Origin of the sequence: Amycolatopsis roodepoortensis, from assembly GCF_014873915.1 — a bacterium.
Classification (GTDB): Bacteria; Actinomycetota; Actinomycetes; order Mycobacteriales; family Pseudonocardiaceae; genus Amycolatopsis; species Amycolatopsis roodepoortensis.
The window spans coordinates 473,756-498,747 of sequence record NZ_JADBEJ010000005.1; the positions used below are offsets into that span (position 1 = coordinate 473,756).

Sequence of the window (24,992 nt, forward strand, 5' to 3'; positions counted from 1 at the left end):
CGTTGTCCGCATCCGGGGCCTATCGGGTTCACGACCGACGAATCGGTCTAGACCTTTTATGCGCTCCGCGCTACATTCAAGTGTGGTCTAGACCACACGCGCCATCTTTCGAGCAGGTCAGTCTCGCCGCCTCTTTTGGAGAGAACCGCCATGAGACGCACCAGAAGAAGACTACTCAGCGCACTCACCGTGACACTCCTCGCCGCCGGGCTCCTGGTAGCCGCGGGCACTCCGGCGCTGGCGGCGGGCCGCCTCCGCGCCGCCTTCACCTTGACCGGGACCACCGGCGAGTACACCGTCACGAACCCCAGCAGCGAAACCGTCGCCGACTGGTCCATCACCTTCACCGTCCCCGCCGGCGTGACCGCCACCAGCGGCTCCAACGGCACGGTTTCCCAGACGGGCAACCAGGTCACCCTCACCCCGGCGTACTACATCAAGTCCCTCGCGCCGGGCCGTTCGACCTATCCCTACAGCCCGTCGTTCCGGCTCAGCTCCGCGGTCAGCCCGACCACCTGCCGGATCGACGACGCCAACTGCGACGGTTCCGGCGACGCCCCGCCGTCGACCCCGGCCAACCTGCGACTCGTGGCGAAGACGACCACGACCGCCGCGCTGGCCTGGAACGCCGCCGCGCCGGGTTCCCTGCCCGTCGTCGGCTACGACGTCTACCAGGGCACCACGCTGGCGGCGTCGGTCACCGGTACCGAAGCGAGGATCACCGGGCTGACGCCGAACACGGCATATAGCTTCACCGTCGTCGCCAAGGACCGGAAGGACGCCAAGTCCCCGCCCACCCCGCCACTCGCGGTGACCACCAACAACCCGAGCGACGACACCCAGGCGCCGACCGCGCCGTCGAACCTCCGCTCGACCGCGGTCACCTCGGGCTCGATCTCGCTGGCGTGGAACGCGTCCACGGACAACACCGGCGTCGTCTCCTACGACGTCTACCGCGGCACGACCCTCGCCACCACGGTGACCGGGACGACCGCGACGGTCACCGGGCTGTCACCGTCCACTTCGTACTCTTTCACGGTCAAAGCCCGCGACGGGTACGACAACGTCTCCGGTGCGAGCGCCGCCGTCAGCGCTCGCACCGGCGACATCGTGAACGGGTACGCCCGGGTCGGCTACTTCGTCCAGTGGGGCATCTACGGCCGCCAGTTCTTCGTCAAGAACCTGGTGACCAACGGATCCGCCGCCAAGCTGACCCATCTGCTGTACGCCTTCGGGAACATCGACCCGGTCAACCACACCTGCCTTTCGGGCGTCACCAAGGGCACGACGCCGAACCCGCAAGACCCGAACCAGGGTGACGGCGCGGGCGACGCGGAAGCCGACTACTCGCGGCCGATGTCGGCCGCGCAGTCCGTCGACGGCGTCGGCGACACCGGCTGGGAGACGCTGCGCGGCAACTTCAACCAGCTGAAGAAGCTCAAGGCCAAGTACCCCAACCTGAAGATCCTCATCTCCTTGGGCGGCTGGACCTACTCGAAGTACTTCTCCGACGTCGCGGCCACGCCCGCGTCGCGGCAGAAGTTCGTCGCGTCGTGCATCGACACGTACCTCAAGGGGAACGTGAAGCCGTACGGCGGCGCCGGCGGCCCGGGTACGGCCGCGGGCATCTTCGACGGCATCGACATCGACTGGGAGTGGCCGGGCAGCCCCGACGGGCATCCCGGGAACCACTGGAGCGCCAACGACAAGACGAACCTGACCGCCCTGCTGGCCGAGTTCCGCACGCAGATGGACGCCTACGGCGCGACCACCGGCAAACGGTACGAACTGCAGGCCTTCACCCCCGCCGACCCGGCGAAGGTGAAGGGCGGCTGGGAGATCCCGAAGATCTTCGACTACCTCGACGTCGCGAACGTGCAGGGCTACGACTTCCACGGCTCCGGCAGCGACAACTCGTGGGAACCGAACCGCACCGGCCACCAGGGCAACCTCTACGCCGACGCGGACGATCCGTACAACTTCAAGTTCAGCGTCGAATCGGCGATCAACGCCTACACCGAGGCCGGGGCCAATCCACGGAAGCTCACCCTCGGGCTCGCCTTCTACGGGAGAGGCTGGCAAGGGGTCGCCGACGGCGGCAAGAAGGGCGAATGGCAGAGCGCGACCGGAGCCGCGCCAGGCCAGTTCGCCGAGGAAGCAGGTACTCGTGGCTACGCGAATCTCTTGGCCAGTGTCCCCAACTGCGCCGTCCAGCACGACACCGCGGCCGTGGCCACGTCGTGCTACACGGGCAACGGAGGGCAATGGTGGACCTTCGACGACGCCTGGTCCATCCAGCAGAAGGTCGCCTGGCTCAAGACCAGAGGACTGCTCGGGGTCATGGCCTGGGAGATGTCCGGTGACACCGGAGCCCTCATGACCACAGTGGACAATTCACTGAAGTGACAGTCGGCCCTCGCGCGTGGTGAGCCACGCGCGAGGGCTTCACCTCCACCTCGCCTTGCTGCACAGTGTGTTCCGTGACTTCTGCGAACGAGGATCGGACCCTGCTCATCGCCGGCTCCTACACGGCGGCGAGCGGCGGCAAAGGCGAGGGCATCGGCACGTTCTGGCGCGACGCGCGGACCGGGGAGCTGACCCCGGCGGGTTCCCTCGCGCTGGACTCGCCGAGCTGGCTGACCCCGCATCCCACGCTCCCCGTGCTCTACGCCGTGAACGAGACGGCCGAAGGCGCGATCACCGCGGTGGCCGTCGCCGAAGACGGCACGCTGTCGGCGCTGAACTCGCTGCCGACCGGCGGCGCGGATCCGTGCCACCTGGCGGTCACTCCCGATGGCCGGTACCTGTTGTGCGCCAACTACAGCGGCGGCAGCCTGGCCGCTTTCGCGCTGGGCCCCGACGGAGTGCCCACCGTGCGGACCGCGCTGGTCCAGCACGAAGGCAGCGGCCCGGACACCGAACGGCAGGAGTCGGCGCACGTCCACATGGCCGTCGTCGACGAGAGCGGGACGCTGGTCAGCGCGATCGACCTGGGCGCGGACGAGATCCGGAGCTACCGCCTCGGCGAGGAGGGCGAGCTGATCCCCGTGTCGGTGTCGACGCTGCCCGCCGGGACCGGCCCTCGGCAACTGGTCCGGCGTCCCGGCACGAACCACGCGTACGTCGTCGGCGAACTGGCCGCCTCGCTGGTGACAGTGCGCGAAGAGCCGCCGGGCACGTTCGCCGTCGAGAACTCCGTTAACGCGACCCGCGAACCCGGTGGCCCGAACCTCCCGGCGCAGCTCGTCCTGCACGAAGACCGGCTGTTCCTGTCGAACCGGGGCCCCGAGAGGATCACGGAATTCACGTTCGACGGCGTACTTCCGCAGGCCGTCGACGACCATCCGACCGGCGCATGGCCGCGGCACTTCTCAATTGCCGGAGAGCATTGTTATGTCGCGTCACAGAACACCGACGCGATCCAGGCCTACGAACGCGCGACCTGGCGCCTGATCGGCAGCTATCCGGTCGGGAGCCCGGCCTTCATCGGCCTTTGGCCGCACTGATTCGTCCAGCCTCTTTCTTTTTGGGGTGAACGAAGACTCTTGACGCAACTGGTTCAGACCATGACACTGAATCGCGCGCCGCCGGTGACCTGGTTCACACCCACTCGAGGAGTCCCATGTCCCTACCGAGGAAACTGCTCGCCCTGACCACGCTCGTCCCGTTGGCACTAGGCCTTTTCAGCGCTCCCGCGCAGGCCGCTCCCGCCACCTTCACCCATCCCGGCGTGCTGGTCAGCCGCCCGCAATTGGACTTCGTCCGCGCCAAGGTCCAGGCCGGCGCCCAACCGTGGAAACAGGCTTACGACGCGATGATGTCGAGTTCGTACGCCTCGCTGTCCCGGTCACCGAAACCCCGCGCTGTCGTCGAATGCGGTTCCTATTCGAATCCGAACATCGGCTGTACCGATGAGCGGCAAGACGCGATCGCCGCGTATTCCCTTTCGCTGGCCTGGTACATCACGCGCGAAGCGAAATACGCGACCAAGGCGATCGAGATCATGGACGCGTGGTCCGCGGTGCTGAAGGATCACACGAACAGCAACGCTCCCCTCCAGTCGGCGTGGTCGGCCTCCTCGTGGCCGCGCGCGGCGGAGATCATCAAGCACACCTACCCGAGCTGGCCGAATTCCGGCCGCTTCGGCACCATGCTCCGGAACGTGTACCTGCCCGAGGTGATCAACGGCAGTCACAGCAACGGCAACTGGGAACTCAGCATGACCGAGGCCGCGCTCGGCATCGCCGTCTTCCTCGACGACAAGGTGACCTACGACAAGGCCGTCGCGAAGTTCCGCACCCGCGTCCCCGCCTACCTCTACCTGACCAGCGACGGCACACTCCCGAAGACCGCGCCCGGCAGCGGCCTGAACACCCGCGACAAGATCGTCAAGTACTGGCAAGGCCAGACGACGTTCGTCAACGGCCTCTCCCAGGAGACCTGCCGGGACTTCACCCACACCGGTTACGGCCTCGCCGCCATCGCGAACTTCGCCGAGACCACCCGCATCCAGGGCCAGGACCTCTACCCCGAGATCGCCGACCGGCTCCGCGAAGGCCTCGGCTTCCACGCGAAGTACCAGATGGGTGCCGCCGTCCCGTCGTGGCTGTGCGGCGGCAGCCTGAAACTCGGCCTCGGCCCGATCACCGAGGTCGGCTACAACCACCTGCACACCCGCCTCGGGCACACCATGAGCAACACCGAGGCCCTCACCCTGCGCCAGCGCCCGGCGGGCACCAACAACCTGTTCGTCTCGTGGCAGACCCTCACCCACGCCGGCAACCCCCAGTGACCCCGTGGGGGCCGCCCGAATGCGGCAGGGCGGTCCTCACGGACCGTTTTCCCAGCTCAAACACACAGTGACCCCTGGTTGCAAGCCCCCGTCCGGGACCCGCTAAAGTACTCACATCGCACTCCACGGAGCGCGGGTCCGGGCTGTGGCGCAGTTTGGTAGCGCACTTGACTGGGGGTCAAGGGGTCGCAGGTTCGAATCCTGTCAGCCCGACGGACGAAGCGGGTTTCCGCAGCTCACCAGCTGCGGGAGCCCGCTTTTTCATGTGGTCGGAGGTGTCGTTCCGGTTCAGCACAGCGCTCGGTGACACCTTGTTCGGGACCGGCGGCGCCTGCGAGCGTCGAGCCGATCGACATGGTTGAAATGGCGGAGTGGACACGCGGCACCGCTCACCGAGCAGACCTGGCCGCCGTATACCTGAGCCTTGCCACCGCAAGGGGTATGACGAGCGCTTCCCCGTAACCCGAGGACCGCAGCGACGACGCGGCTGGCGCGCGCGACAGAGGTCAGACCGGTCAGCTTGTGCGTGCCACCCCGGCCAGGCCACGCGACCGGGCGGCGTCCTTTCCGGTGCCCGCCGTGTCGGGGTGCCATTGCGGCAGCCACACCAGCCCGGGCTCGACCAGCTCCAGGTCGCCGAAGAACTCGGCGATCTGCTCACGCGACCGCATGATCGCCGCGTGATTGGTCCGGCGCCCGTACTCCTGCGCCACCTTCTTGCCCGCGTTCTGCGTCTCGACATCCTCCGGCGCCACGTGAATATGTGACACCGCAAGGAAACTGCCCGGCGGCAGCATCGAGCGGTGGAACCCGAGCGCGGCGTGCGGATTCTGCTCGTCGGGCATGAAATGCAGCAGAGCGACCAGCAGCAGCCCGATCGGCTGCGTCCGGTCGATCAAACCCGTGTCCAGTACGCGATCCCACAGCAGACGCCGGTCGAAGAAATCGGCATCCAGCGCGGCATGCCGGCTCGGATCCGCAGTCTGCTCCAGCAGGATCTGCGCGTGCGCCTGGGCGATCGGTTCGTTGTCGATGTAGACCACCCGGCACTCGCCCGGTGCCACCTCATCGGCGACCTCGTGCACGTTGCCCTGCGTCGGCAGCCCGGAGCCGATGTCCACGAACTGCCGGATCCCCTGCCCGACCATGAAACGCACGGCACGGCCGAGGAACGCCCGGTTCGCGCGGGCGAAGTCCCGGATCTCCGGCAGCACCGCGAGCTGCTGCTCCGCGAAAGCCTGATCGACGGCATAGTTGTGCGTCCCGCCGAGCAGATAGTCATACACCCGCCCCACCGAGACCTTGTCCACCGAAGCGGCCACACGGGCGACGTCATCCATGCTCATCGTGTTCCCCAAGAGTCTTCAGGTGCCGCAGCGAGTACTGGCACACTACCGGTCCCGAGAACGACCCAAGGCTGGATCGTCAACACGAGCCAATGTTGCCCGCGGCGGCCCAAGGCACGGCTGCGCATAGGCCCGGTCGTCGACGCCGGGCACGTCGCGCGTGTGCCGTGGGCTCCACGCCCGTACCGGCGAATTCGCCGGCCGCGCGTCGAGGATCCCGCTGCACTCCCCGATGCGCAGCGGGATTTCAGCGACCTGCGCTCAGCAGTGCACGGTGATGGCGTCGGTGCGGTCGTTGGAGCCGACCAGACGCAGGCTCTCCCACGCTTGGACGGTGGTCATCTTGTGCCACTGGTTGGTGCCGTGATTCCAGTCCCAGAGGGTGATCGCGTTACCGTGTGCCCGGACGGAAGACGTCTGGTTCTGCATCCAGCCGTCGAGGATGTGCCAGCCGCAGCCGTTGGCGTCCCACGTCGGCCCGTCCCAGTTGGGCCACGCGAACAGGCACGCCTCGCCGTAGTCGCAGACCTGGTTGCCGACGCCTGCGACGCCGACCTCTCCCGAAGCCGTGGCGGTCCCGGACAACAGCGTCACGGACATCGCGGCCGCAGCCAGCACACCGGCGAACAGTTTTCTCATGATCATCCCTCCAGATCGGGTGGGTCGAATCCGTTCAGGAGGGAACTTATGGCGACTCCGGCCCCGCGTTCTGTCGTCCGGCTTGCTCCGCACTGTCAGCACCGACCGGCACATCACGCAGTGGGGGGTCAGGCAGGCGATCAACGGTTAGGCTGGTTTCCGCCGGAATCACTTGGTGGATGGCGGAAAAACAACACCGGCATCGGCGCCGAGCGGGGTGCGACGACCCCGCTCGGCGACCGGCGGCGTCAGTGAGAGGCCTGGACTTGACCTTCGTTCTCGATCACACCGACCTGCTCAGGGTTTTCCGGGGCGGCCATATGACGGATGCTTTCCCCGCCCTTGTGGTCGTGGGCACGGGAATGCAGGGAATCCAGCACGCTCTTCACTTTGTGCGCCGCGCCGGCGTACGCGTCGTCCACCGTCGTCGCATGATGCGTCACCGCGACAGGCGGTTTCGCCCCGGGACGTGCTTCGATCACGCATTTCTTTTCTTCCGGCTTGGTGCCCCCGTTGTCGCTGAGGTGCACCTCCACCCTGGTCAACCAGCCACCGAACCTGGACAGGCTGTTCTCCAAGTCCGTCTTCACGTAGGAGGCCAATTTCTCGCCGCCAGGGACGTTGTGGTCGGTGTTGACTTGAATTTGCACGAGCACCTCCGCGGGACGACAGTGAGGATCTCCTCAGTACCCCGGGCTCGGCCGAACCAAACCCGGATAACAGGCCACTCCCTCACGCCGACCGCGCCACCAAAGCCGCGCAGCGTGCCAGCGAAATGTGCCGACGGCGCGCCATCTCCCTCAGTTCGCCACCCGCCCGTTCCCGGCTGACACCTCGGGCGATCAGCACGGCCACAGCCCGCTCCACATCACCAACGGGCACAACTGCTTTCCTGCGAAACAACACTGCGTTTCCTCCGGCGGCACCTCACGACGACTCAGAGCGTTTACCCACGAGCGGCCGACCTCAATCATGGGACGCGGCGCGCCACGACCCCGACCGAAAATCGGGAAGTTCCCAGCATGGAAGTGAAACCCGGCTCGGCGGCGTTTGGCGTGACGCGGGTGCGGGCACTACGAGCCAGTCCCCATCGTGGCCGCGGATCCGTTCCGGCCACTTCAGGAAAGTGAGTCACCATGATCGTGCTCGGAGTCATCATTCTCGTGATCGGCCTGCTCGTCGACATTCCCGTGCTGACCACCATCGGCGCCGTTCTCGCCGTCGTCGGCGTGGTTCTCGCGATCCTCGGTGGCACGGGACGCAAGGTGGGCGGCCGCGCCCACTGGTTCTGAGCCGCTCGTCCTTCGAACCGACGGCCCCGGTCCGGCTTCGCCCGGACCGGGGCCAGGTTCTTACCCCGCACCTTCTACTCCACCGCACCCGCGAGGACAACGATGCCTGAGCCGACGACGCCGGAACCCGTCCCAGCCGAACTACGGGCCTTGGCCGCCGATGCCGACGCTCTCGCCGAGCGGACCGCGGAAATGGCCGCCCGCTTGGAGGCCGCGGACGACGGGCACCTGCAACGCCTCGCCCAGCCGATGAACAAGGCCACCGACGATCTGGCCGGATACACCGGCGAGATCGCCCGGACCGCCGAATACCTGGCTCGCGTCCGGGTATCCCGCGATCCGCAGCTATGCGACGTCCCGTGGGGCGTCTGCCCGGTCCACGGCGTCACCTTGCACTCGCTCGGAGACCGGGCCTGGTGCACCGCCACGGGTTGCGGCAACACCTGGGATTACGACCGGCTCCACACTCCCTGCACGGAACCGGCCGCGGCGATCGCCACCGATCGCGGCGGTGTGACCGGCTCGCTCTGCTCGGCCCACGCGTCGGACGCCGCGCGGCGGCTGGACGGATGCAGCATCGAGTACCTCGATCATCGGGCCAAGAACAGCTGACCCGCCTCCCCGTGCCGGAGACCGGCCGGATCGTGACGCGCTCGTCAGGGGCGGTTGACCACGGACTTCGCCGCTGCCTAAAGCCGGGAAGATCCGATTCACGTCCTCGCTGACCCGGCTTACCCGAACGTCTAGCCAGATTGTCGGACAATCTGGCAACCTGTTCACTGTGACCGACCCGATCACCGGCTTGGGTGCGAGTATCCAGCGGCAGAGCACCACAGAACAGGCGGCCGAAGCCGTCCGGCATGCCATCCTGTCCGGTCGGCTACCGCCGGCCACGCCGCTGCGTGAGGCCGCCCTCGCGGCCGAACTCGGCGTCTCCCGCAGCACTCTCCGCGAAGCCGCTCGGACCCTCGAAAGCGAAGGCCTGGTCCGCTATCAGATGAACCGCGGCATCGTCGTCGCGGACGTCACCGGGCCGGATATCGACGACATCTACGCTGCCCGAACCGCCGTGGAACTGGCCGCGGCCGACGCCCTGACCACGACCCGGGACCCGGAGGTCTACGCGCGCCTCGCCGACCTGGTCGACCAGATAGAACACGCCTTCGTCGACGGCGACATCGCCGCCGCGCTCGACGGTGATCGGCTCTTCCACGCCACCCTGGTCGTGGCCACCGGCAGTGCCCGGCTGCGCCGCTTCCACGCGCGACTCCACCAAGAACAGCGGCTCGCCCTGGCGTTGGCGGAGCGTTCCCGCAATGAACTCGGCCGCACCGTGGACGACCACCGCCGGCTACTGAACGCGTTGCACGGCAGCCCGGAGCAAGCCAGGGCGGAACTGACGACACACCTGCGAGACGGCGCCGCCGAACTGCGACGGCTGCTCGACCTGCTCGCCCAGCCGAACGATGGAGGGACGACCTCGTGACCGATGACCGCACCGGCGCCTGGGATCTGATCGTCACGCCCTGGCATCTCGACGAGTACATCCCGGCCTTCCCGATCCCCGTCGCCGCGACCCAGGCCATCCGCCCGGTCCTCCCCGCCGGCCCCGTCCCCACGCGGATGAGCCTGCTGCACAGGGCCGCCCTCGACGCGGTGACGCAAGCGGCCAGACCCCTGGTGCTCTCCGGCGACTGCCCCACCACCCGCGCGGTAGTGGCCGGGCTGCGGCACCGCCATCGCGACCTGGCCGTGCTCTGGCTGGACGCCCACGGCGACTTCAACACCCCCGCCATCTCGACCAGCGGCTACCTCGGCGGCATGGCACTGGCCATGTTGACCGGCCGCACTCCCGGCCTGTTCGACGACACGCTCGGTCTGCGCCCCGTCCCCGATACCGGTGTCGTGCTCGCGGGCGCCCGCGACCTCGACCCCGCCGAGCGCGACGCCCTGACCACCAGCCACGTCCGTCGCGTGCCTGCCGACCCCGCCGCGATCAGCTCCGCCCTCGACCGCCTCGGCCCCGTCCCGGTCTATCTCCACCTCGACATCGACGTCATCGACGCCTTGCAGCTGCCCGGCGCGCGCTTTCCCTCCGGGCTCGGCCCCTCACTCGCCCAGATCGAGGAATGCCTGGCCGCCGCCTGCGCCACCGCCGAGGTCACCGCCGCCTACATCGCCTGCGCCTGGCTCCCCGAGCATGTCGGCGACGAGACCAGCCGGCAGACGATCACGCGCCTCACCGCGGCACTCGGCGCCGACCTGGCGTGGCACGAACCCGACGGCGACTGATCGTCCGGTCGGTTTCACCGGGACCCGCTGCCGGAGGGCATCGTGGTATCGGCCGAAAAGAGATGGCCGGTTCGCGACTGGACGTTTCAGTGACGGGTGACCACAAACAACGTCTGCGCGAAGCCGAACGCAAAATACGACCGCTGCGGCTGGCACGTTTCTGCTGATCGAAGGCCTTTCCCTCCTCTAACGGCGGCGAAGGCACCTCTACCAGCACCCCGGTCGAGTGAATTGCACGGTAAAGGCCTCACGCCCTTTTCGTGGTTCCCATCCAATGAGCGCGTCCGCCTTTTGTAGTATCGCTCTCGATCGAGGGGGCGTCATGAAAGCACTGAATCCCGGGGAACCCACCGAGGTGGGTCGGCACCGGGTGTTCGCCGTGCTCGGTCAAGGTGGCATGGGCCGGGTGCTGCTGGGCCGTTCGCCCGACGGGCGGCTGGTCGCCGTCAAGCAGGTGCATCCCGGCTTCGCCCACGATGCCGGTTTCCGCGAACGGTTCCGCCGAGAGGTCTCGGCTTCGCGGATGGTGTCAGGCGCCTTCACCGCCGCGGTCATGGACGCCGATCCCGACGCGCCGGCACCTTGGCTGGCGTCGGTGTTCGTACCGGGTCCCTCGCTGGCGGAGGCGGTGGCGGCCGGCGGGCCGTTGCCCACGTCCTCGCTGCGGTATCTGGCCGCCGGGCTGGCGCTGGCGCTGGGAGAGATCCACCGCGCCGGGCTGGTACACCGCGACCTCAAGCCCGGTAACGTCATTCTCGCCGAGGACGGCCCGCGAGTGATCGACTTCGGGATCGCCCGCGCCATCGAGGGTGACTCTGAGCTCACCCACACCGGAGCGATCATCGGCTCGCCCGGTTTCATGTCGCCGGAGCAGGCACGCGGACAGGAGATCGGCCCCGCGAGCGACCTGTTCTCCTTCGGCTCCTTGCTGGTGATGGCCGCGACCGGGCAGGGCCCGTTCACCGGATCGTCCACTCCGCACACCCTCTACAACGTCGTGCACGCCCAGCCCGACCTGAGCCGGGTGCCGGAAGACCTTCGGCGGATCGTCGAGCCCTGTCTCGCCAAGAATCCCGGCGACCGGCCGGACTCGGCCTGGGTGCTGCGTCAGCTCGGCCCCATCGCGCCGGCGGCTGCCCCGTGGCCACCGCCGGTGCCCCAGCTGATCGACGCGCAGCAGGCCGAGGTGCGTGAACTGCTGAACCCGCCCGCGCCGGGGCGCTCCCGACGCGGGCTCTACACCACCTTGGCCGCGGCCGCGGCGGTGCTGGTGGTCGCCTCCGTCGTCGTGGCGGTGAACCTGCCGCAACGGCCCGGGCCGGCACCCACGGCCGCGTCGGCGCCGCCACCCGGAGCGGCGGTGACCACGCCGGTCAACCCGGATCCGCTCGGTCCGGACAACCTGCGCCGGGTCGACCTGTGCAAGGTGCTGGCGGGCTGGGAAGCGCCCATGCTCGGTGCGCTGACGGCGTCCTCGCCCGGGCGAAGACTGGACTGCCTTTACGGTGCCCTGAACCTCGGTATCGGCCCCAGACTGATCGAGGGGGTCCCCACCGGGGAATTGGAAGGGCTGCCGATGTACACCAGCACCTTCGGCGACTCGTGCGCGGCCGCCGTACCGGTCGCCGGTCTCCAGAGCGTCGTGCTCCTCACCGAGATTCGCGGTGCACTCTCCTCCAACGAAAAGTGCACCGTGGTGAAGGCCGGCCTCGGAGAGGCGGTGCGGCGGATCCGAGCGGGTGGTCACGGACGCGATATGGCCCCCCAGTCGCTGATCGGGATGGACCCCTGCACGCTGCTCTGGCCCGAAAGGGTCGCCCGGTTGATCGGCCCCGTGCGGGCCACCGTCCTCGAGGATCTGCACCAGTGCGTCCACCACGGCGACGACACGTTCCGGCTGACCGTGGAGCAGGGGTATCCGCCACACGGACCGGAGCAGGCCGCCGCCGGTGGCGTCGTGCCGGTAGAGGTCGGCGGTACGACGGTGTACCGCGACGAGCGTCCACCGCAGGGGCCTCCGGCCTGTGTCCTGACCTGGCAGCACCGGGCGACGAGCGAGCGCCTCGGCGAGAACGTCAAGGTGACGTACGAGCGTGGAAGCCGCAAGACCATGCAACAGGCCTGCGCCAAGGCCGAAGAGGTCGTCAGTGCGCTGCTCACCTGGTTGCCGAAACCCTAGGACCAGTCTGTGAAACCCTTGCGTGCCGGTGAATCCCGGCAGGTCGGTCCCCACCGGATCATCGCCGAACTCGGCGAAGGGGGCATGGGCAGGGTCCTACTCGGACTCGCCCCCGACGGCCGGCTCGTGGCCGTCAAACAGATCCACGCCGAGTTCGCCCACGACCCCGGCTTCCGGGAACGTTTCCGCCGGGAGATCGCCGCCTCACGCCTGGTCTCCGGCGCCTACACCGCCGCCGTCATGGACGCCGACCCCCAAGCCGAATCCCCTTGGCTCGCCTCGATCTTCGTCACCGGACCCGATCTGCGCACGGCCGTGGACGCGACCGGCCCGCTCCCCGTGGAAACCGTTCGCCGGCTCGCCTCCGGACTCGCCGCCGCACTCACGGACATTCACCGTGCCGGACTGATCCATCGCGATCTCAAGCCCAGCAACGTCATCCTCTCCAGCGACGGGCTCCGCGTCATCGACTTCGGCATCGCCCGTGCCGCCGAAGAAGCGCAGAACCTCACCCACACGGGCGCCATCATCGGATCGCCCGCGTTCATGTCGCCCGAACAAGCCGGAGGCGGGCCGATCACCCCGGCCACCGACATGTTCTCGCTCGGCTCCATCCTGGTCATGGCATCCACCGGACGTGGCCCCTTCAGCGGTACGTCGGCACCACAGACGCTCTACGACGTGGTCCACACGGAACCCGATCTTTCCACCGTGCCGACGGAAATCCGGCGTATCGCCGAACCGTGCCTTGCCAAGGACCCGGCCCGGCGGCCCACCCCCGGACAGCTACAGGACTTCCTCGGTCCTGTTCCGTCGGACACCGAACCCTGGCCCGAGGCCGTACACGCCCGCATCCGGCATCAAGAAGCCGAAGTGCGCTCGGTGCTCTCGTTGCCGATTCCGGCGTGGCAGCCACCCTCGAGACCTTCGCCGGTCAAGAAGCGCCGGCCGGTTTTGCCCCTCACCGTGGCGCTGGTGGTGGTCGCGGCCCTGATCGGCACCCTGATCGTCGTCATCCAGGCGATCACCTCACCACCGGATATCGGCACCGCGGCCATGCCGGTGGCCGAGGCGCTGACCCTGGACCGGCTCCGTCGGGTCGACACGTGCAAGGTCCTCGACGGCCGGTACACCGAGGACCTCGGCTCACTGGAGCCGGACTCGAACCCGATGTCACCGGACAGGTGCACTTACAAGGGACCCAAGGGTCTCTATTTCGATCTCCGGCTCGGCGAACCCGTGGTCAACGGCGGCATCGGCACGACGAACCGCACCGCCGAAGGACTACCGCTGCTGCGCGCCTCCTTCAGCGAGGGCTGCCACTCGCTGATTCCGATCACCGACGAGCCGGCGCTTTACGTGATGCTCTACAACGACACGAACGTGGGCGACAAATGTGCGGTCGCGGACAGCGCGCTCACCGTCGTGCTCGCCCGCCTGCGCACCCACGAAGTCGATCGTCAGGACGACGCGGCTGGTGTACTCCCCCTCAACCCTTGCGCTCTCCCTGACGCCACCGTGGTCGCCCAAACCATGCCCGACGTCCGGGCGGTCACCGCGGGCCTGCGGAACTGCCGGTGGCAGCGGGAAGACGAACGGCTGGACCTGAGAGTCCAGCGGAGCCGGTACATCGACGACGACAACGGTGACCCCGTCGATCTCGGCCACGGAGTCACCGGTTACGTAACCGATGACTCCGAGTCCTCCTGTCAGCTCTCCTGGCCGCACCGCACCCTCCCGGACGGTGACGCCGAGTACATTTCCGTGTGGCTGCAGGGATACAGCGGTGAACGCGCCTGCGATCGAGTACGGGCCGTCGCCGGCTCCGTACTGAACCGGCTGCCGAAGCGCTAGAGGCCTCTTACCGAGTGGGCGCGTCCGTGAGAAGCGTTCGTGTCCACCGCAACCGTGGATCGCGGGTGGTCATCGCCGTACCCCGGACAGGGCGCACAGGACCGCCCAGCCGGTGGCGAACCCGGCGACCTTCACCCGCGCTGTCTTGTCCGGCAAGGTCAGGCCGAAGATGATCGCGTCGGCGGCATCGGCGGCGACCCGCGCGCCCAACGCCACCTGCAGCGGCCGTCCGGCCGGGGCGAGCATCATCGCCACGCCGATCGCGGTGTCCCGGGCGCCGATGGCGGCGATCAGTGTCCGGACCGGCACCGGCACCGATCCCGCCGGCCCCGTCAGACCGCTGGGTTTCGCCAGGATCTTCGGGGCGACGATCAGCGAGGCGCTGTAGGCAGCGGTGATTCCGCCGAGAACACGAGTCAGAGCGGGCATGGCGGAAATCTCCTCGATGAGGTGGTCTGCGGACACCCGAGCCATACCCGATGCATCGATTCTGAAACGCAACGGCGTCCGGCATCACCGCACATCCGCGCGGCGCCGGTGCGATGGTGGCAACGTGAACTCGACGCAAGACGAGGTCGGCTGGATCTCTTCCCTCACCCGACGGCTCAGGTGGGGCCTCATCGGAGACCGAGGTGTGTTCGACGCCTGGGGCTTTGCTTCCGGCTTCTCTCTCCCGCGACGATCCGCACAACGATGCCGGCCAGTGAGCGGAGTCGCCCGGATACGGGTGGAACATGAAGTCCGCAACAGACGGAAGCGAGGGACCGGACGTGCTTCAATCCGCCGGGCGCTCGTCGCGTGCCTTCTTGGTAAGCGACCTGCTGACGTAGACCAGCCCGCTGGTCAGGACCACGATGTCGTCGAAGTACACCGGGTCAGGCAGCAAGTCGAACGGGAACACCGTGTAGGCCAGGGAAATCCAGTAGGCGGCTTTGGTCGGCACCGGCGTGCCCGGCTGATGGACCTGACGGTGCTTCCGCACCAGTTTGACCACAAGGAACAGCGCGATCAGAACGAGGACGACGACCACCACCACGGCCACGACGCCGAGAGTCGTCCACAGGGATTCCATGTGATCCTCTCCCATCACCACAACGCCGTCACCGTGGCGGCACGACCGCGATACGTACCCTAGCCATAGTGCACATGCCGCGGCGACGAGTGCTACGTCGAAGCTCGCGAACGGTCGATGTCCCGGGCCATGTCACCGGAACCGCGAGCACGTCCGGTGAGTCCCAGTCGAGAACTGGACGTACAACCACTAAAAGGGGATGAATGAAGACCCTACTCAAGAAGGCGACGATCACTGCCGCGGCGAGCATGGTGATGTTCGGGCTCACCACGGTGGGCACCGCCTCCGCCGAGGCGGCGACCATCACCTGCGACTCGAAGTCCAGCGGTAAGGACGGCCCCTTCTACCATGGGGAATCGGCCTCCTACGCCTACGACAACCGGTTCAGCAAGAGCCACCCCGTCCCCGCCCTGGCGACCAACATCCCCCAGGGCACGGCGACCTGGTCGAACTGGGACGGATCGAACGACCTGATCCTGGTCACGTCGTACGAGTCCGGCCACCGCAGCGCGATCATCATCGGGATCGACGCCAAGACCGGCAAGCAGGTCGGGCAGGCGCTGCTCGCGTACTCGCACGTCGGCGGGATCGCCGTCTTCGAAAAGCAGGGCTGGGCGTTCGTGTCCGGCAAGGGCGACACGATCCGCAAGTACTCGCTGGCGAAGCTCAAGAACGCGATCAAGAAGTCGCTTCCCATCGAACAGGAAGGGAAGGCGCAGACGGTCTACGCCTCGTCCTTCCTCACCAGCCACGGCCCGAGCAATACGCTGTGGGCCGGCAAGTTCGAAGACTCCAAGCGCGGATTGATGCACTCGTACACCGTCGGCTCCGACGGCAAGCTGAGCTACCGGCCGGGGTCGTGGGAGGTGCCGACGAAGACGCAGGGCCTCATCGTCACCAAGGACCTGTTCATCTACAGCACCTCGCATGGCCGGAACAACCGCAGCAACATCTACGTGGTCCGGCGCGGCGCCGGCGACAAGGACCTGGACACGGCCAAGAAGCACTGCTTCCGCGCGCCCAGCATGTCCGAGGGGCTGACGGTGTACGGCAGCAACGTCTACCTGGCGTACGAGTCCGGCGCGCACTACTACAGCAAGGCCGCGGACAAGCCGAGGAACATCATCTCGAACCTGCACAAGGCGTCACTGTCCTCTTTGGAGGCACTCGCGCCCCGATGAGACGCCGGCGGCGGGCGAGGGTAGCCGCCCTCGCCCGCCGCCGGAGCACTGGAGCGTCAGCGGTTCCAGTGGATGGTGCGCTGGATCCAGCCGTCGTAGGCGGGAACGCTGGTGTAGAGACCGGGTCCGTTGGCGCAGGGCACGTCGTCGTCACCGGGGCCGGAGGTGACGCCGATCAGCTCCCACCGGCCCCATTTCCCGCGCTGGACCTGCGGCCCGCCGGAGTCCCCCATGCACGCCATCGCACCGGGCTTACGGCTGATCGTGCAGAGCCGGGTCGAGTCCGCGTAACCGGGCGAGCATTCCGACACCGCACCGCGGCGGGTGTCGAGCTGCTGAAGCCGTTCGGGGAACACCACCTTGGAGATGTCCGCGGTGTCGACCGTGGTGCCGAAACCCAGCAGACGGGTCGGCGTGCCAGGTCGGCCGGGGCGGCCGGCGATGCGGATGGGTCGCTCCGAAACCGGGCGGTCCAGGCGCACCAGCGCGATGTCGTTCTTGTTCGGCGCGCCCGGCTGGTAGCCGGGGTGGCGAACCCAGTGGTCGATCTTGCGTACGGTGCCGCCGGTCGTCCGCCGGTCGCTGCCGATCCGCACGGTCCCCTCCGGCCTCGCCGGGTTGTTGTCCGGGTCGACGCAGTGCGCCGCGGTCACCACCCACTGCGGGTGGACCAGCACGGCCCCGCAGACACCCTTGGCGTTGTTCAGCTCGGGCACGACCTCCGGGATCGAGGCCATGAACTCGTACCGCTCGGTGGAGTTCTCCCCGTTCACCACGGCATTGGCGCTGCCCGGCACCGCGAGCGCGCAGGCGGCGCCTGCCAGTACGACCGCGGCGGCACGAACCAGGTTGCGGCGCATGGAACCCACACTCGACATACATTTCCTTCGTTCGGGTACTTCGGATCGACGGATCCAGCATCGCGGCCCGCCTCGTCCCGGACCATCGGGGCAGCTGGCTGATTCGTCGTCACGGCTGCTCTACGTCCAGAGGTAGGGTTCGCCCTACCCTCTCTCGTCCGCCCAGGGATCCAATGGTTTCGGCCGGGCCGCGACCGGCTGTCCGATGGCGCGATGCGTGCGTAGGAGGTTCCGATGCCGGGACGGCGCCGGGCAGCGCACCGTGAGCACCCACGGAGGCGTCGACGCGCGAGCCGGGAAGGCACATCTGTCTCAGCGCGCCCGCGAACTCAGGATCGCCGGGCGTTCAAGTATGTCGAAGAACGAACTGGTCAAGGCGCTCGAGAAGGCCAGTCGCCGGGAGACCGCTCGCGCCAGGCGGAGCCACTAGCGACCGGCACCGAGGCCGTCATGAGGAGCGGGCCGGCTCATGCGGCCATCACCGCCGAGCCGGCAGTCCGTCACTCCCGGCCGAGGACGATCGTCGGCTCGAGTTCAATGGCCATGTCGTCCAGGGCATCGGCCTCGCCGCGTGGTTCGGGCACGGTCACCCGTTCGGTCGACGACTGGGGTTCTTCGATCGCGTGTGTCATGGTCCTCAACTCCGTTCGGGTCACGGCCGGCCGGTGGAAGCCGGCAGGAGGCGATTACCCGCTGCTCCGGAGACCAATCCTCAAGTGGCGTTCAGGACGGGTCTCCGCGGCGACTCGGCCGCGGAGACCCCTCGGTCACCAGCTCACGCTGAACTCGGCCGTCGCCCCGCTCCCCGTTTTCGTCAGTTTCCCGATCCGGCTCCGCCGTTCCGGAGACGGATCCTCATGCGGAAGCAGGCTCGCGTCGGTGATGTAGTTCCACGAAGCCCACCACGAACCATCAGGCGCTTGGAACGCGTTGAACGCGCCGGGCCCCCGCTTGTTGCCCGGCAGGTTCTTCTTGCGGTACTTGTCCGGCAGACCCGGCCGGAAACGCGGCTCGCCGTCCGGGTCCGGCTGGTAGGAGAAATACGCGCGCTCCCCTGCCATCGGGGCGCACCGGTTGTCGGTCAGCGCGGTGCCGCAGTAGGCGACGCCGGTCGAGTAGCGGTTCGCGTACCAGTTGTTCCCCGAGTAGAAGAGGTACCAGTCGCCATCGATGCGGACCGCGTTGGGATTCTCGATCGTGAGGACGTCGTCGGACGGGCTGTTGTGGTGCGTCCACTCGAGATTCGCGTTGTCGATGAGCTTCTTCGCGTCGGCTTCGGCTATCCGCCGGACGTGGCGTGGCCGGTCGAACTCCAGTTTCGCGGCCCCCAGGGCGGTGACGCGGTCCTGTGTCCAGGCGCCGTTGCGCAGGGTCAGCCAGACTTCTCCCTGTCCCCTGGTCACGTCGGCGTCGATCGCCCACCCGCGATCCGGGCAGAACAGCGGATCGGCGTTGGCGACGAAATCTCCCGTGGCCCGTAGTGAGGTGGCGTAGCCGATGCAGTGCTTCGCCTGGCCGGCGGGCTCGGGCCCGGGAAGCGCCGCGCTGTAGAAGACGTAGTAGACGACGCGGCCGTCCTCCTGGTGCGCGAACAGGGCAGGAGTCCATAGTGGAGAGTCCGGCCTCGCCCAATAACCCGCGGGGAACGAGACGCCGTCCCAGGCGTCGCCGTCGACGGCGCCTCGGCGCTGGAACGAACCGCCGCTGAACTCGACCTTCGTGTACGGCAGCTTCTTGCCGGGGACGCTCGCCCCGACCGCGACGTAGGTGTTCGTCTCCGGCACCCGCATCAGATCCGCGGCCGGGAACCGGAAGTCCAGCGACTCGTCGCGCGGCCCGGTCTCGGCCGTCGCGGCCGGGACGGCCGTCAGCAGGCTGACACCGCACACGAGGGCGATCAGGGCGCGCCGCATCATCGGGTCACCGTCACACGGGCGCGCACCGGACGGTGGTCGCTTCCGTAGCCGCCGAGGGCGGCGACCTCGGACCCTGACGAGTCCTTCTTCGCCCACACGTGGTCGATGGACCTGGTTCCATGGCTCGGGGCACTGTAGGAGTCGGCCACGCGCCGCAGCCCCGTCATCAGATCCGAACCCGGTTCGGCGTTGAAGTCGCCCATGACGATCGGTTCGGCCGCGCGTGACGAGAACCAGTCTGCGGTGTTGCGGACCTGCAGGTTGTGCAGTTCGCGGTTGAGATCGAAGCGCTGCGCGGACGGGGTCAGGTGCACGACGCCCACGACCCACTCGAAGCCCGCGCCGCCCACCCGCACCCAGTTGACGTACTTCGGCGGCACCCAGCAACCGCAGTCACCTGGTTCGGCGGGGCCGGTACCGGGGGTCGACGGGTCCACTTTGGCCGCGGGCGAGATCTCGCCTGCACCGTGGCCGGTGATGGTCATGTTGCCGCGCACCAGGATGGCGTTGTGCTTGACCGCGCGCCGGTCCGACTCGTAGATGGCGACATACCCCGTCGCGGCCGCGGCCTCCTTCACCACGGCCTCGCGGTCGGCGACCTCCTGCAGCCCGATGACGGCGGGGCGTTCGGTCTCGATGAGCCGGACGAGGTCGGCCTTGAGACCGCCCGCGTCGCCCACGTTGTAGGTGACGACCTTGATCGTGCGTTCGGTCGCCGCCTCGGCGGCGGGCACCGTGACGAGCGTGGCGAACGGCACCAGCAGCGCCAGCGCGAGGGTCTTGCGTCTCGAATGCTTCATGGGATTCCCTCCAGTGTCGATGACGGAGGGAATCGGACCATCGGGGGCCCGGCACGGGCAACGCTCCGCGCGATCCCGTCATTTTCCGGAAAGAACTACTCGGGCGAAGGGTTCTCCCAGACGAAGGTGACCTTGTTGCCCGCCGGATCCACGATCTCCGTCAGCTTCACGAAGCCGAAGTCCTGGATCGGGCCGCATTCCACGCCACGCCCCGCGAGATCGCCGACGGTCTCGTCGATGTCCTCCACGACGAGGACCACAGTGCTCTTACCCGCGGTTTCCGGATCGTGCGCCACCTGGAGCCCGGCGTTCCCGGTGATCCGCCATTCCGCGACGCCTTCCATCGGTTCGGTGTCCGGTCGCCGCCCGATCCACCGCTCGTACCAGGCGACCGCGGCGGCATGGTCTGTGACCGGCAGCACGGCGTAGACATCCTTGAACCTCGGCACGGCGCGTCCTTCCACTCGGGATCGCCGACCACTGTAAGGCGTTTTGTCCGAGTTCGCCTCGGCTTTACAAGGTCACCTTTACCCTGCACCGCGTGACCGGCAGACGGACTGTGAGGATGACCGCGCGGCTTTTCGCCGTGCTGGCCGTGCTCACCGCCGTCGCCCTCTTGCAGGGCGCCCTGTGCAGTGACGGAGCGGCCGCGGCAGGCTCGCCCTGCGCTCCCCTGTTCGCCGCCGAAGCCACCCACACCACGATCCCGGCCGGCGAATGCGAGCCGGCGGCGCCCCGGCTGAGCCCGGTGGACCAGCCTCTTCCGGACAACCACCTCGACGACGTCGCGGGGATCGGCATGGCACTGCTGGCCGCGCTCGTCCTGCTCGTCCGCCATCATCGCCCCGGTGGGACGGGTGTACCGCCGTCCTCCCCGGCACAGCGTTCGACGGCCACTCCACCGCTCGTCCAGCTCTGCGTTTCGCGTACCTGATCCGGCACGCTCATGCCGCTTTCAGTTGCCAACACCGAGCCAAGGACACAACAGAATGACCAAGAACACCAAGGTTTCCCTCACGGTCGTGGCCGTCGTCGTCGCGGTCGTGGCCGCGTTGCTCGTCATCACCAACCTGGGTGACGACGCCCCGGCGGCGCAGGTGGACGCACCCCCGGTGGTGCCCGCGTCGATCCTCGTCCGGCCGGACAGCCATCGGCTCTCCGATCCGGCGGGCAGCAAGGTGACCGTCGTGGAGTTCCTCGACCTCGAATGCGAGGCGTGCGGCGCCGCGTTTCCCGGCGTCGAGCGCCTCCGCGCCGAGTACGGCGACCGGGTCACCTTCGTGATGCGCTACTTCCCCATCCCGAGCCATCAGAACGCCGAGCTGGCCGCGCGGGCCGTGGAGGCGGCGGGCAAGCAGGGCAAACTCGAACCGATGTACCGCTTGATGTTCGAAAAGCAGCCGGAGTGGGGCGACCAGCGGGTCTCCCATCGCGAGACCTTCCTCGGGTTCGCCCGTGAACTGGGACTCGATCTGCAGGCCTTCGAAACGGCGCTGGACGACCCGGTCACCCTCGGCCGGGTGCTCGCCGACCGCACCGACGGCGCGAACATCGGCGTCGAGGGCACACCGACGTTCTTCGTCAACGGCGTCAAGTTCACGGGGTCACCGTCCTATCAGGGCCTCAAGTCCGTCATCGACCGGGAGCTCGCGAAATGACACCGTTCGCCGTTCGCGCGACACCGTGGGTGCTGCTGGCCGGCGGCGCGCTCGGGCTGCTGGCTTCGTTCGTGCTCACCGTCGAGAAGATCGCGCTGCTCAAGGACTTCTCCTACATCCCCACCTGCAGTGTCAACCCGGTGCTCAGCTGCGGGTCGATCATGAAGACGCCGCAGGCCGAGCTGTTCGGGTTTCCCAATCCGCTGCTGGGGATCGCCGGGTTCAGCGTGGTCGTCACCACGGGGGCCGCGCTCCTCGGCGGAGCACGGCTCCCCCGCTGGTATTGGCTGGGCCTCCAGATCGGCTCGGCGCTCGGTGTCGTCTTCGTGCACTGGCTGATGGTGCAGAGCCTGTACGTCATCGGCGCGCTGTGCCCGTACTGCATGGCCGTCTGGGCGGTCACCATCGCCGTCTTCTGGTACACGACCCTGCACAACCTCCACAAAGGACCGGAGGTGAAGGCGGCGATCCGGTACCACAGCGTGGTCCTCGTCGTTTGGTACGCCGCCATCACCGTCGCGGTCCTGCAGGCCTTCTGGAGTTACTGGACGACGCTCGGCTGAAGGCGGCTTCGATCGAGAGCACGTAATCCCCAGGCACAGACCGCACCGATCACCGTCAGGGCCAGCCACGGGATCTCCGGGAAGCCCGCCTGGCGTGCGAGGTCGAAGACGCTGCCGGTGAAGAGGTTGCCGAGGAGGATGCCCACGCCGACGATCGTGTTGTAGAAGCCGTAGTGCGTGGCGACCAGCCGGTCGCCCGAAAGCCGCACGACGGTGTCCATTTCGAACGGGAAGACGACGACCGTGCCGACGGCCAGCAACGCGGCGGACAGCAGCAGTCCGGCGACGGCCGCGGCCGGTCCCGCCCGGGCGACCGCCAGCGGCGCGACGAAGGCCACGGCCATGAACACCAGCCCCGCGGCGAGGCACGTGCCAGGCGGCCACCGGTCCTTGAACCAGGCCGTGATCTTGAGCTGCCCGGCGATCGCGAGACCGCCCGAGATCACGAACAGCCCGGCGATGAGCACGGTCGCCGACGTCTCCGAGCCGGTGATCCGCCGTGCCTCCATCGGAAGGGCGAGATAGGTCTGGAAGGACAGCACGTACGAACCGATCATGACCAGTGCGAAGAGCAGAAAGGACCGGTTCGCCGCGACGATCCGCCAGTCCGACCAGATCGACGACGTGGCCCCTTCGCTTTCGTGCGAGGGCAGCGCGCGTATCTGCACCACGGTCAGGACGCCGAAGACCGCGGCGGCGACCAGGCAGGTCAGCCGGAAGTCGACGGCCGTGAGCGCCAGCCCGACCACCGGCCCGGCGAGGATTCCGCCCTGGTAGAACACGTTGAACACGGAGAACGCCTCCAGCCGCCGCTCCCCCGCGTCCGCCGCCAGATAGGCGCGGACCGCCGGGTTGAACAACGCTCCGGCGAACCCGGTGGCCGCGGACGCGACGATCAGCGACGGCAACGACGAAGTCACGCTCAGCAGCGCGAATCCCGCCGTCCGCAGCACACATCCGGCGACGATGAGCGGTTTGTAGCCGAACCGGTCGGCCAGCGTGCCACCGACGAGGAACATGCCCTGCTGCGAGAAGTTGCGGATCCCCAGCACCAGGCCGACCGCCCAGCCCGCCAGCCCCAGCGGCCCCGACAGGTAGCCGGCGAGATAAGGCATCAGCATGTAGAAGCCGACGTTGATGGTGAACTGGTTGACCATCAACACCTTGCTGGGCCGGTCGAAGGAGCGGAACCGCTCGGCGAACGCGGTCACAGCGTGGGGTCCACGACCGTGCGGCACCGGGTCCAGCGTTCCACCACATGTTCGCCGGGATGCGCGATGAGATCCGGTTCGCGTGCCGGGACGACGTCGAGGAGGCCGTGTCCCGCGCAGTACTCGTCGTTGTAGACGGTGTCGAAGTAGCGCTGGGGACCGTCCGGGAAGATCGCCGCGATCCGGACGTCCGGATCGTGTGTGCGGGCCAGCCAGGCGGCCACGAGGGCGACCGCGCCGACACTCCAGCCACCGGTCGCGTACTGGGCGGCGGCGAGACGGCGGCAGGTCCACACCGCCTCGGCGGGGGCGACCCAGTGGACCTCCTCGAACGCGTCGTAGTCGACGTTGCGTGGATGGATGCTCGACCCGAGCCCGCGCATCAGCCGCGAGGTGGCGGGCTGCCCGAAGATCGTCGACCCGACGGTGTCCACGCCCACGAGGCGCAGCCGCGGGAAGTACCGCCGCAGCGCGCGGAAGGTCCCGGCCGAATGCCCGCCGGTGCCGACCGAGCACACCAGCACGTCGATCCGGCCCAGTTGCGCGGCCAGTTCGTCGGCCAAGGTCGCGTACGCGGCCACGTTGTCCGGGTTGTGGTACTGGTCGGGGCACCAGGAGCCGGGCTGCTCCGCCAGCACCCGCTGGACCCTGTCCCGGCGCGCCTGCTGCCAGCCGCCCACCGGATGCGGCTCGGTGACGAGGTCGACGCGGGTGCCGTGCGCGGTGAGCATCCGCCGGACGATGGGCTCCATCCCGGGATCGGTGACCAGGGTGACCGGATGCCCGTGGACGATCCCGGCCAGCGCGAGCCCGAGCCCGAGCGTCCCGCTGGTCGACTCGACGATCATCGCGCCGTCGGCCAGTTCACCGCGGGCCTTGGCCGCGCCCACCATGTGCAAGGCGGGTCGGTCCTTCATGCCGCCGGGGTTGAAACCCTCCAGTTTGGCCCAGAAACCCTTACCGGAGCCGGTGAGTCGTTCGTCGATCCAGAGCACGGGTGTGTTGCCGACGGACGGCGCCGTGGGCCGGGGCAGGACTGCGTTCATCGAGGATTCGTCTTTCTGTGCTGTGCGGACAGGACGGGACGGCGCGGGGCCGGTCACGTCCGCGAAACGCACAGCTCGACGAGTATCCGGGGCCCGCTCCGGATCACCGGGAGCAGCCGGGTGTTCTCTTGCGCCACAGGCGAAAAGCCGAGTTCCGAGTGAGGCGGGACAGCTGGAGCGGACGGCGTTTCCTCGCTTCGAACCACGACGGCGGCGAGCGGACGGGCGTGTACGTGGCCCTCCCGCGGCGGGCACGACGAGTCGTGAGAGGCCGACGCCACGGCAAGGGCT

Annotated in this window: 27 protein-coding genes and 1 tRNA gene; 15 read left to right on the forward strand and 13 right to left on the reverse strand. The window is 68.2% G+C overall.

Annotated elements, in window-relative coordinates; translation table 11 throughout:
• Nucleotides 1–189 precede the first annotated feature (189 nt).
• The 4 genes from H4W30_RS21690 to H4W30_RS21705 all read left to right on the forward strand — a co-directional run bounded on the left by H4W30_RS21690 (nucleotide 190) and on the right by H4W30_RS21705 (nucleotide 5,005).
• On the forward strand, nucleotides 190–2,406 hold the full coding sequence (locus H4W30_RS21690; protein WP_192744526.1) for a glycosyl hydrolase family 18 protein: 2,217 nt from the start codon (nucleotides 190–192) through the stop codon (nucleotides 2,404–2,406).
• A gap of 74 nt (nucleotides 2,407–2,480) precedes the next feature.
• Complete coding sequence (locus H4W30_RS21695; protein ID WP_192744527.1) at nucleotides 2,481–3,506, forward strand: lactonase family protein; 1,026 nt, start codon at nucleotides 2,481–2,483, stop codon at nucleotides 3,504–3,506.
• A 116-nt stretch (nucleotides 3,507–3,622) separates the two neighbouring features.
• The gene (locus tag H4W30_RS21700) at nucleotides 3,623–4,792 is read left to right on the forward strand and encodes an alginate lyase family protein (protein ID WP_192744528.1); all 1,170 of its coding nucleotides are present in this window, start codon (nucleotides 3,623–3,625) and stop codon (nucleotides 4,790–4,792) included.
• 139 nt (nucleotides 4,793–4,931) lie between these two features.
• A tRNA-Pro gene (locus tag H4W30_RS21705) sits at nucleotides 4,932–5,005 on the forward strand.
• A gap of 302 nt (nucleotides 5,006–5,307) precedes the next feature.
• On the opposite strand, the gene H4W30_RS21710 is transcribed toward H4W30_RS21705, so the two are convergent.
• From H4W30_RS21710 to H4W30_RS44235, 4 genes are all read right to left on the reverse strand, one after another.
• Nucleotides 5,308–6,132, reverse strand: a complete 825-nt coding sequence (locus H4W30_RS21710) for an SAM-dependent methyltransferase (protein WP_192746750.1) — start codon at nucleotides 6,130–6,132, stop codon at nucleotides 5,308–5,310.
• A gap of 267 nt (nucleotides 6,133–6,399) precedes the next feature.
• Nucleotides 6,400–6,777 carry a hypothetical protein gene (locus H4W30_RS21715; RefSeq protein ID WP_192744529.1) on the reverse strand — a complete coding sequence of 126 codons (378 nt, stop codon included), beginning with the start codon at nucleotides 6,775–6,777 and terminating at the stop codon, nucleotides 6,400–6,402.
• A 248-nt stretch (nucleotides 6,778–7,025) separates the two neighbouring features.
• A complete protein-coding gene (locus H4W30_RS21720; RefSeq protein ID WP_318780639.1) occupies nucleotides 7,026–7,433 on the reverse strand; it encodes an HPF/RaiA family ribosome-associated protein in 408 nt (135 codons plus the stop codon).
• A gap of 76 nt (nucleotides 7,434–7,509) precedes the next feature.
• Entirely contained in the window at nucleotides 7,510–7,632 is a 123-nt protein-coding gene (locus tag H4W30_RS44235) for a hypothetical protein (RefSeq protein WP_264082865.1), read from the reverse strand.
• A 281-nt stretch (nucleotides 7,633–7,913) separates the two neighbouring features.
• Between H4W30_RS44235 and H4W30_RS21725 the strand changes: the two genes are divergently transcribed.
• The 6 genes from H4W30_RS21725 (at nucleotide 7,914) to H4W30_RS21750 (ending at nucleotide 14,394) form a co-directional block, all read left to right on the forward strand.
• Nucleotides 7,914–8,069: a hypothetical protein gene (locus H4W30_RS21725; RefSeq protein WP_192744530.1), complete on the forward strand. Its 156-nt coding sequence runs from the start codon at nucleotides 7,914–7,916 to the stop codon at nucleotides 8,067–8,069.
• Between the two features lie 102 nt (nucleotides 8,070–8,171).
• Entirely contained in the window at nucleotides 8,172–8,681 is a 510-nt protein-coding gene (locus H4W30_RS21730; protein ID WP_192744531.1) for a hypothetical protein, read from the forward strand.
• A gap of 169 nt (nucleotides 8,682–8,850) precedes the next feature.
• Nucleotides 8,851–9,555, forward strand: coding sequence for a GntR family transcriptional regulator (locus H4W30_RS21735; protein ID WP_192744532.1), 705 nt, complete (start codon nucleotides 8,851–8,853; stop codon nucleotides 9,553–9,555).
• Nucleotides 9,552–10,361, forward strand: coding sequence for an arginase family protein (locus H4W30_RS21740; protein WP_192744533.1), 810 nt, complete (start codon nucleotides 9,552–9,554; stop codon nucleotides 10,359–10,361). The genes H4W30_RS21735 and H4W30_RS21740 overlap by 4 nt, the downstream gene beginning before the upstream one ends.
• Before the next feature lie 322 nt (nucleotides 10,362–10,683).
• A complete protein-coding gene (locus H4W30_RS21745) occupies nucleotides 10,684–12,540 on the forward strand; it encodes a serine/threonine-protein kinase (protein WP_192744534.1) in 1,857 nt (618 codons plus the stop codon).
• A 9-nt stretch (nucleotides 12,541–12,549) separates the two neighbouring features.
• Complete coding sequence (locus tag H4W30_RS21750; protein WP_192744535.1) at nucleotides 12,550–14,394, forward strand: serine/threonine-protein kinase; 1,845 nt, start codon at nucleotides 12,550–12,552, stop codon at nucleotides 14,392–14,394.
• A 69-nt stretch (nucleotides 14,395–14,463) separates the two neighbouring features.
• Here the strand turns inward: H4W30_RS21750 and H4W30_RS21755 are convergent, their stop codons facing one another.
• Together H4W30_RS21755 and H4W30_RS21760 are read right to left on the reverse strand one after the other, a co-directional pair.
• Nucleotides 14,464–14,823, reverse strand: coding sequence for a hypothetical protein (locus H4W30_RS21755; RefSeq protein WP_192744536.1), 360 nt, complete (start codon nucleotides 14,821–14,823; stop codon nucleotides 14,464–14,466).
• A gap of 346 nt (nucleotides 14,824–15,169) precedes the next feature.
• The gene (locus tag H4W30_RS21760; RefSeq protein ID WP_192744537.1) at nucleotides 15,170–15,466 is read right to left on the reverse strand and encodes a YkvA family protein; all 297 of its coding nucleotides are present in this window, start codon (nucleotides 15,464–15,466) and stop codon (nucleotides 15,170–15,172) included.
• A 203-nt stretch (nucleotides 15,467–15,669) separates the two neighbouring features.
• Between H4W30_RS21760 and H4W30_RS21765 the strand changes: the two genes are divergently transcribed.
• Nucleotides 15,670–16,647, forward strand: a complete 978-nt coding sequence (locus H4W30_RS21765; protein ID WP_192744538.1) for a hypothetical protein — start codon at nucleotides 15,670–15,672, stop codon at nucleotides 16,645–16,647.
• A gap of 56 nt (nucleotides 16,648–16,703) precedes the next feature.
• Here H4W30_RS21765 and H4W30_RS21770 read toward each other — a convergent pair whose 3' ends face one another.
• Nucleotides 16,704–17,507: a S1 family peptidase gene (locus H4W30_RS21770; RefSeq protein ID WP_225949812.1), complete on the reverse strand. Its 804-nt coding sequence runs from the start codon at nucleotides 17,505–17,507 to the stop codon at nucleotides 16,704–16,706.
• A 262-nt stretch (nucleotides 17,508–17,769) separates the two neighbouring features.
• Between H4W30_RS21770 and H4W30_RS21775 the strand changes: the two genes are divergently transcribed.
• Entirely contained in the window at nucleotides 17,770–17,937 is a 168-nt protein-coding gene (locus H4W30_RS21775; RefSeq protein WP_378233345.1) for a hypothetical protein, read from the forward strand.
• A gap of 70 nt (nucleotides 17,938–18,007) precedes the next feature.
• Here the strand turns inward: H4W30_RS21775 and H4W30_RS44240 are convergent, their stop codons facing one another.
• From H4W30_RS44240 to H4W30_RS21790, 4 genes are all read right to left on the reverse strand, one after another.
• Nucleotides 18,008–18,139: a hypothetical protein gene (locus tag H4W30_RS44240; RefSeq protein ID WP_264082866.1), complete on the reverse strand. Its 132-nt coding sequence runs from the start codon at nucleotides 18,137–18,139 to the stop codon at nucleotides 18,008–18,010.
• 135 nt (nucleotides 18,140–18,274) lie between these two features.
• Nucleotides 18,275–19,423: a family 43 glycosylhydrolase gene (locus H4W30_RS21780; RefSeq protein ID WP_192744540.1), complete on the reverse strand. Its 1,149-nt coding sequence runs from the start codon at nucleotides 19,421–19,423 to the stop codon at nucleotides 18,275–18,277.
• Nucleotides 19,420–20,223 carry an endonuclease/exonuclease/phosphatase family protein gene (locus H4W30_RS21785; protein WP_192744541.1) on the reverse strand — a complete coding sequence of 268 codons (804 nt, stop codon included), beginning with the start codon at nucleotides 20,221–20,223 and terminating at the stop codon, nucleotides 19,420–19,422. The genes H4W30_RS21780 and H4W30_RS21785 overlap by 4 nt, the downstream gene beginning before the upstream one ends.
• Nucleotides 20,224–20,318: 95 nt before the next feature.
• Entirely contained in the window at nucleotides 20,319–20,672 is a 354-nt protein-coding gene (locus H4W30_RS21790; protein ID WP_192744542.1) for a VOC family protein, read from the reverse strand.
• Nucleotides 20,673–20,764: 92 nt separating this feature from the next.
• Here H4W30_RS21790 and H4W30_RS21795 point away from each other — a divergent pair, with 92 nt between their 5' ends.
• From H4W30_RS21795 to H4W30_RS21805, 3 genes are read left to right on the forward strand one after another with little or no spacing between them, the layout of a single operon-like run.
• Entirely contained in the window at nucleotides 20,765–21,157 is a 393-nt protein-coding gene (locus H4W30_RS21795; protein ID WP_318780640.1) for a hypothetical protein, read from the forward strand.
• Nucleotides 21,158–21,212: 55 nt separating this feature from the next.
• Nucleotides 21,213–21,881 (forward strand): DsbA family protein, encoded by a 669-nt coding sequence (locus tag H4W30_RS21800; protein ID WP_192744543.1) that lies wholly within the window; start codon nucleotides 21,213–21,215, stop codon nucleotides 21,879–21,881.
• Nucleotides 21,878–22,444, forward strand: a complete 567-nt coding sequence (locus tag H4W30_RS21805; RefSeq protein ID WP_192744544.1) for a vitamin K epoxide reductase family protein — start codon at nucleotides 21,878–21,880, stop codon at nucleotides 22,442–22,444. Before H4W30_RS21800 ends, H4W30_RS21805 begins: the two co-directional genes overlap by 4 nt.
• On the opposite strand, the gene H4W30_RS21810 is transcribed toward H4W30_RS21805, so the two are convergent.
• Nucleotides 22,423–23,655, reverse strand: coding sequence for an MFS transporter (locus H4W30_RS21810; RefSeq protein WP_318780641.1), 1,233 nt, complete (start codon nucleotides 23,653–23,655; stop codon nucleotides 22,423–22,425). The genes H4W30_RS21805 and H4W30_RS21810 overlap by 22 nt on opposite strands.
• Nucleotides 23,652–24,701, reverse strand: coding sequence for a PLP-dependent cysteine synthase family protein (locus tag H4W30_RS21815; RefSeq protein ID WP_192744545.1), 1,050 nt, complete (start codon nucleotides 24,699–24,701; stop codon nucleotides 23,652–23,654). The genes H4W30_RS21810 and H4W30_RS21815 overlap by 4 nt, the downstream gene beginning before the upstream one ends.
• Nucleotides 24,702–24,992 lie beyond the last annotated feature (291 nt).

Bases quoted from the DNA above. Each gene is read 5' to 3' on its own strand.
- H4W30_RS21700 (WP_192744528.1), top strand. From the start codon at position 3,623: ATGTCCCTACCGAGGAAACTGCTCGCCCTGACCACGCTCGTCCCGTTG.
- H4W30_RS21710 (WP_192746750.1), bottom strand. From the start codon at position 6,132: ATGGATGACGTCGCCCGTGTGGCCGCTTCGGTGGACAAGGTCTCGGTG.
- H4W30_RS21715 (WP_192744529.1), bottom strand. From the start codon at position 6,777: ATGAGAAAACTGTTCGCCGGTGTGCTGGCTGCGGCCGCGATGTCCGTG.
- H4W30_RS21725 (WP_192744530.1), top strand. From the start codon at position 7,914: ATGATCGTGCTCGGAGTCATCATTCTCGTGATCGGCCTGCTCGTCGAC.
- H4W30_RS21730 (WP_192744531.1), top strand. From the start codon at position 8,172: ATGCCTGAGCCGACGACGCCGGAACCCGTCCCAGCCGAACTACGGGCC.
- H4W30_RS21745 (WP_192744534.1), top strand. From the start codon at position 10,684: ATGAAAGCACTGAATCCCGGGGAACCCACCGAGGTGGGTCGGCACCGG.
- H4W30_RS21755 (WP_192744536.1), bottom strand. From the start codon at position 14,823: ATGCCCGCTCTGACTCGTGTTCTCGGCGGAATCACCGCTGCCTACAGC.
- H4W30_RS21760 (WP_192744537.1), bottom strand. From the start codon at position 15,466: ATGGAATCCCTGTGGACGACTCTCGGCGTCGTGGCCGTGGTGGTGGTC.
- H4W30_RS21765 (WP_192744538.1), top strand. From the start codon at position 15,670: ATGAAGACCCTACTCAAGAAGGCGACGATCACTGCCGCGGCGAGCATG.
- H4W30_RS21770 (WP_225949812.1), bottom strand. From the start codon at position 17,507: ATGCGCCGCAACCTGGTTCGTGCCGCCGCGGTCGTACTGGCAGGCGCC.
- H4W30_RS44240 (WP_264082866.1), bottom strand. From the start codon at position 18,139: ATGACACACGCGATCGAAGAACCCCAGTCGTCGACCGAACGGGTGACC.
- H4W30_RS21780 (WP_192744540.1), bottom strand. From the start codon at position 19,423: ATGATGCGGCGCGCCCTGATCGCCCTCGTGTGCGGTGTCAGCCTGCTG.
- H4W30_RS21785 (WP_192744541.1), bottom strand. From the start codon at position 20,223: ATGAAGCATTCGAGACGCAAGACCCTCGCGCTGGCGCTGCTGGTGCCG.
- H4W30_RS21800 (WP_192744543.1), top strand. From the start codon at position 21,213: ATGACCAAGAACACCAAGGTTTCCCTCACGGTCGTGGCCGTCGTCGTC.
- H4W30_RS21805 (WP_192744544.1), top strand. From the start codon at position 21,878: ATGACACCGTTCGCCGTTCGCGCGACACCGTGGGTGCTGCTGGCCGGC.
- H4W30_RS21815 (WP_192744545.1), bottom strand. From the start codon at position 24,701: ATGAACGCAGTCCTGCCCCGGCCCACGGCGCCGTCCGTCGGCAACACA.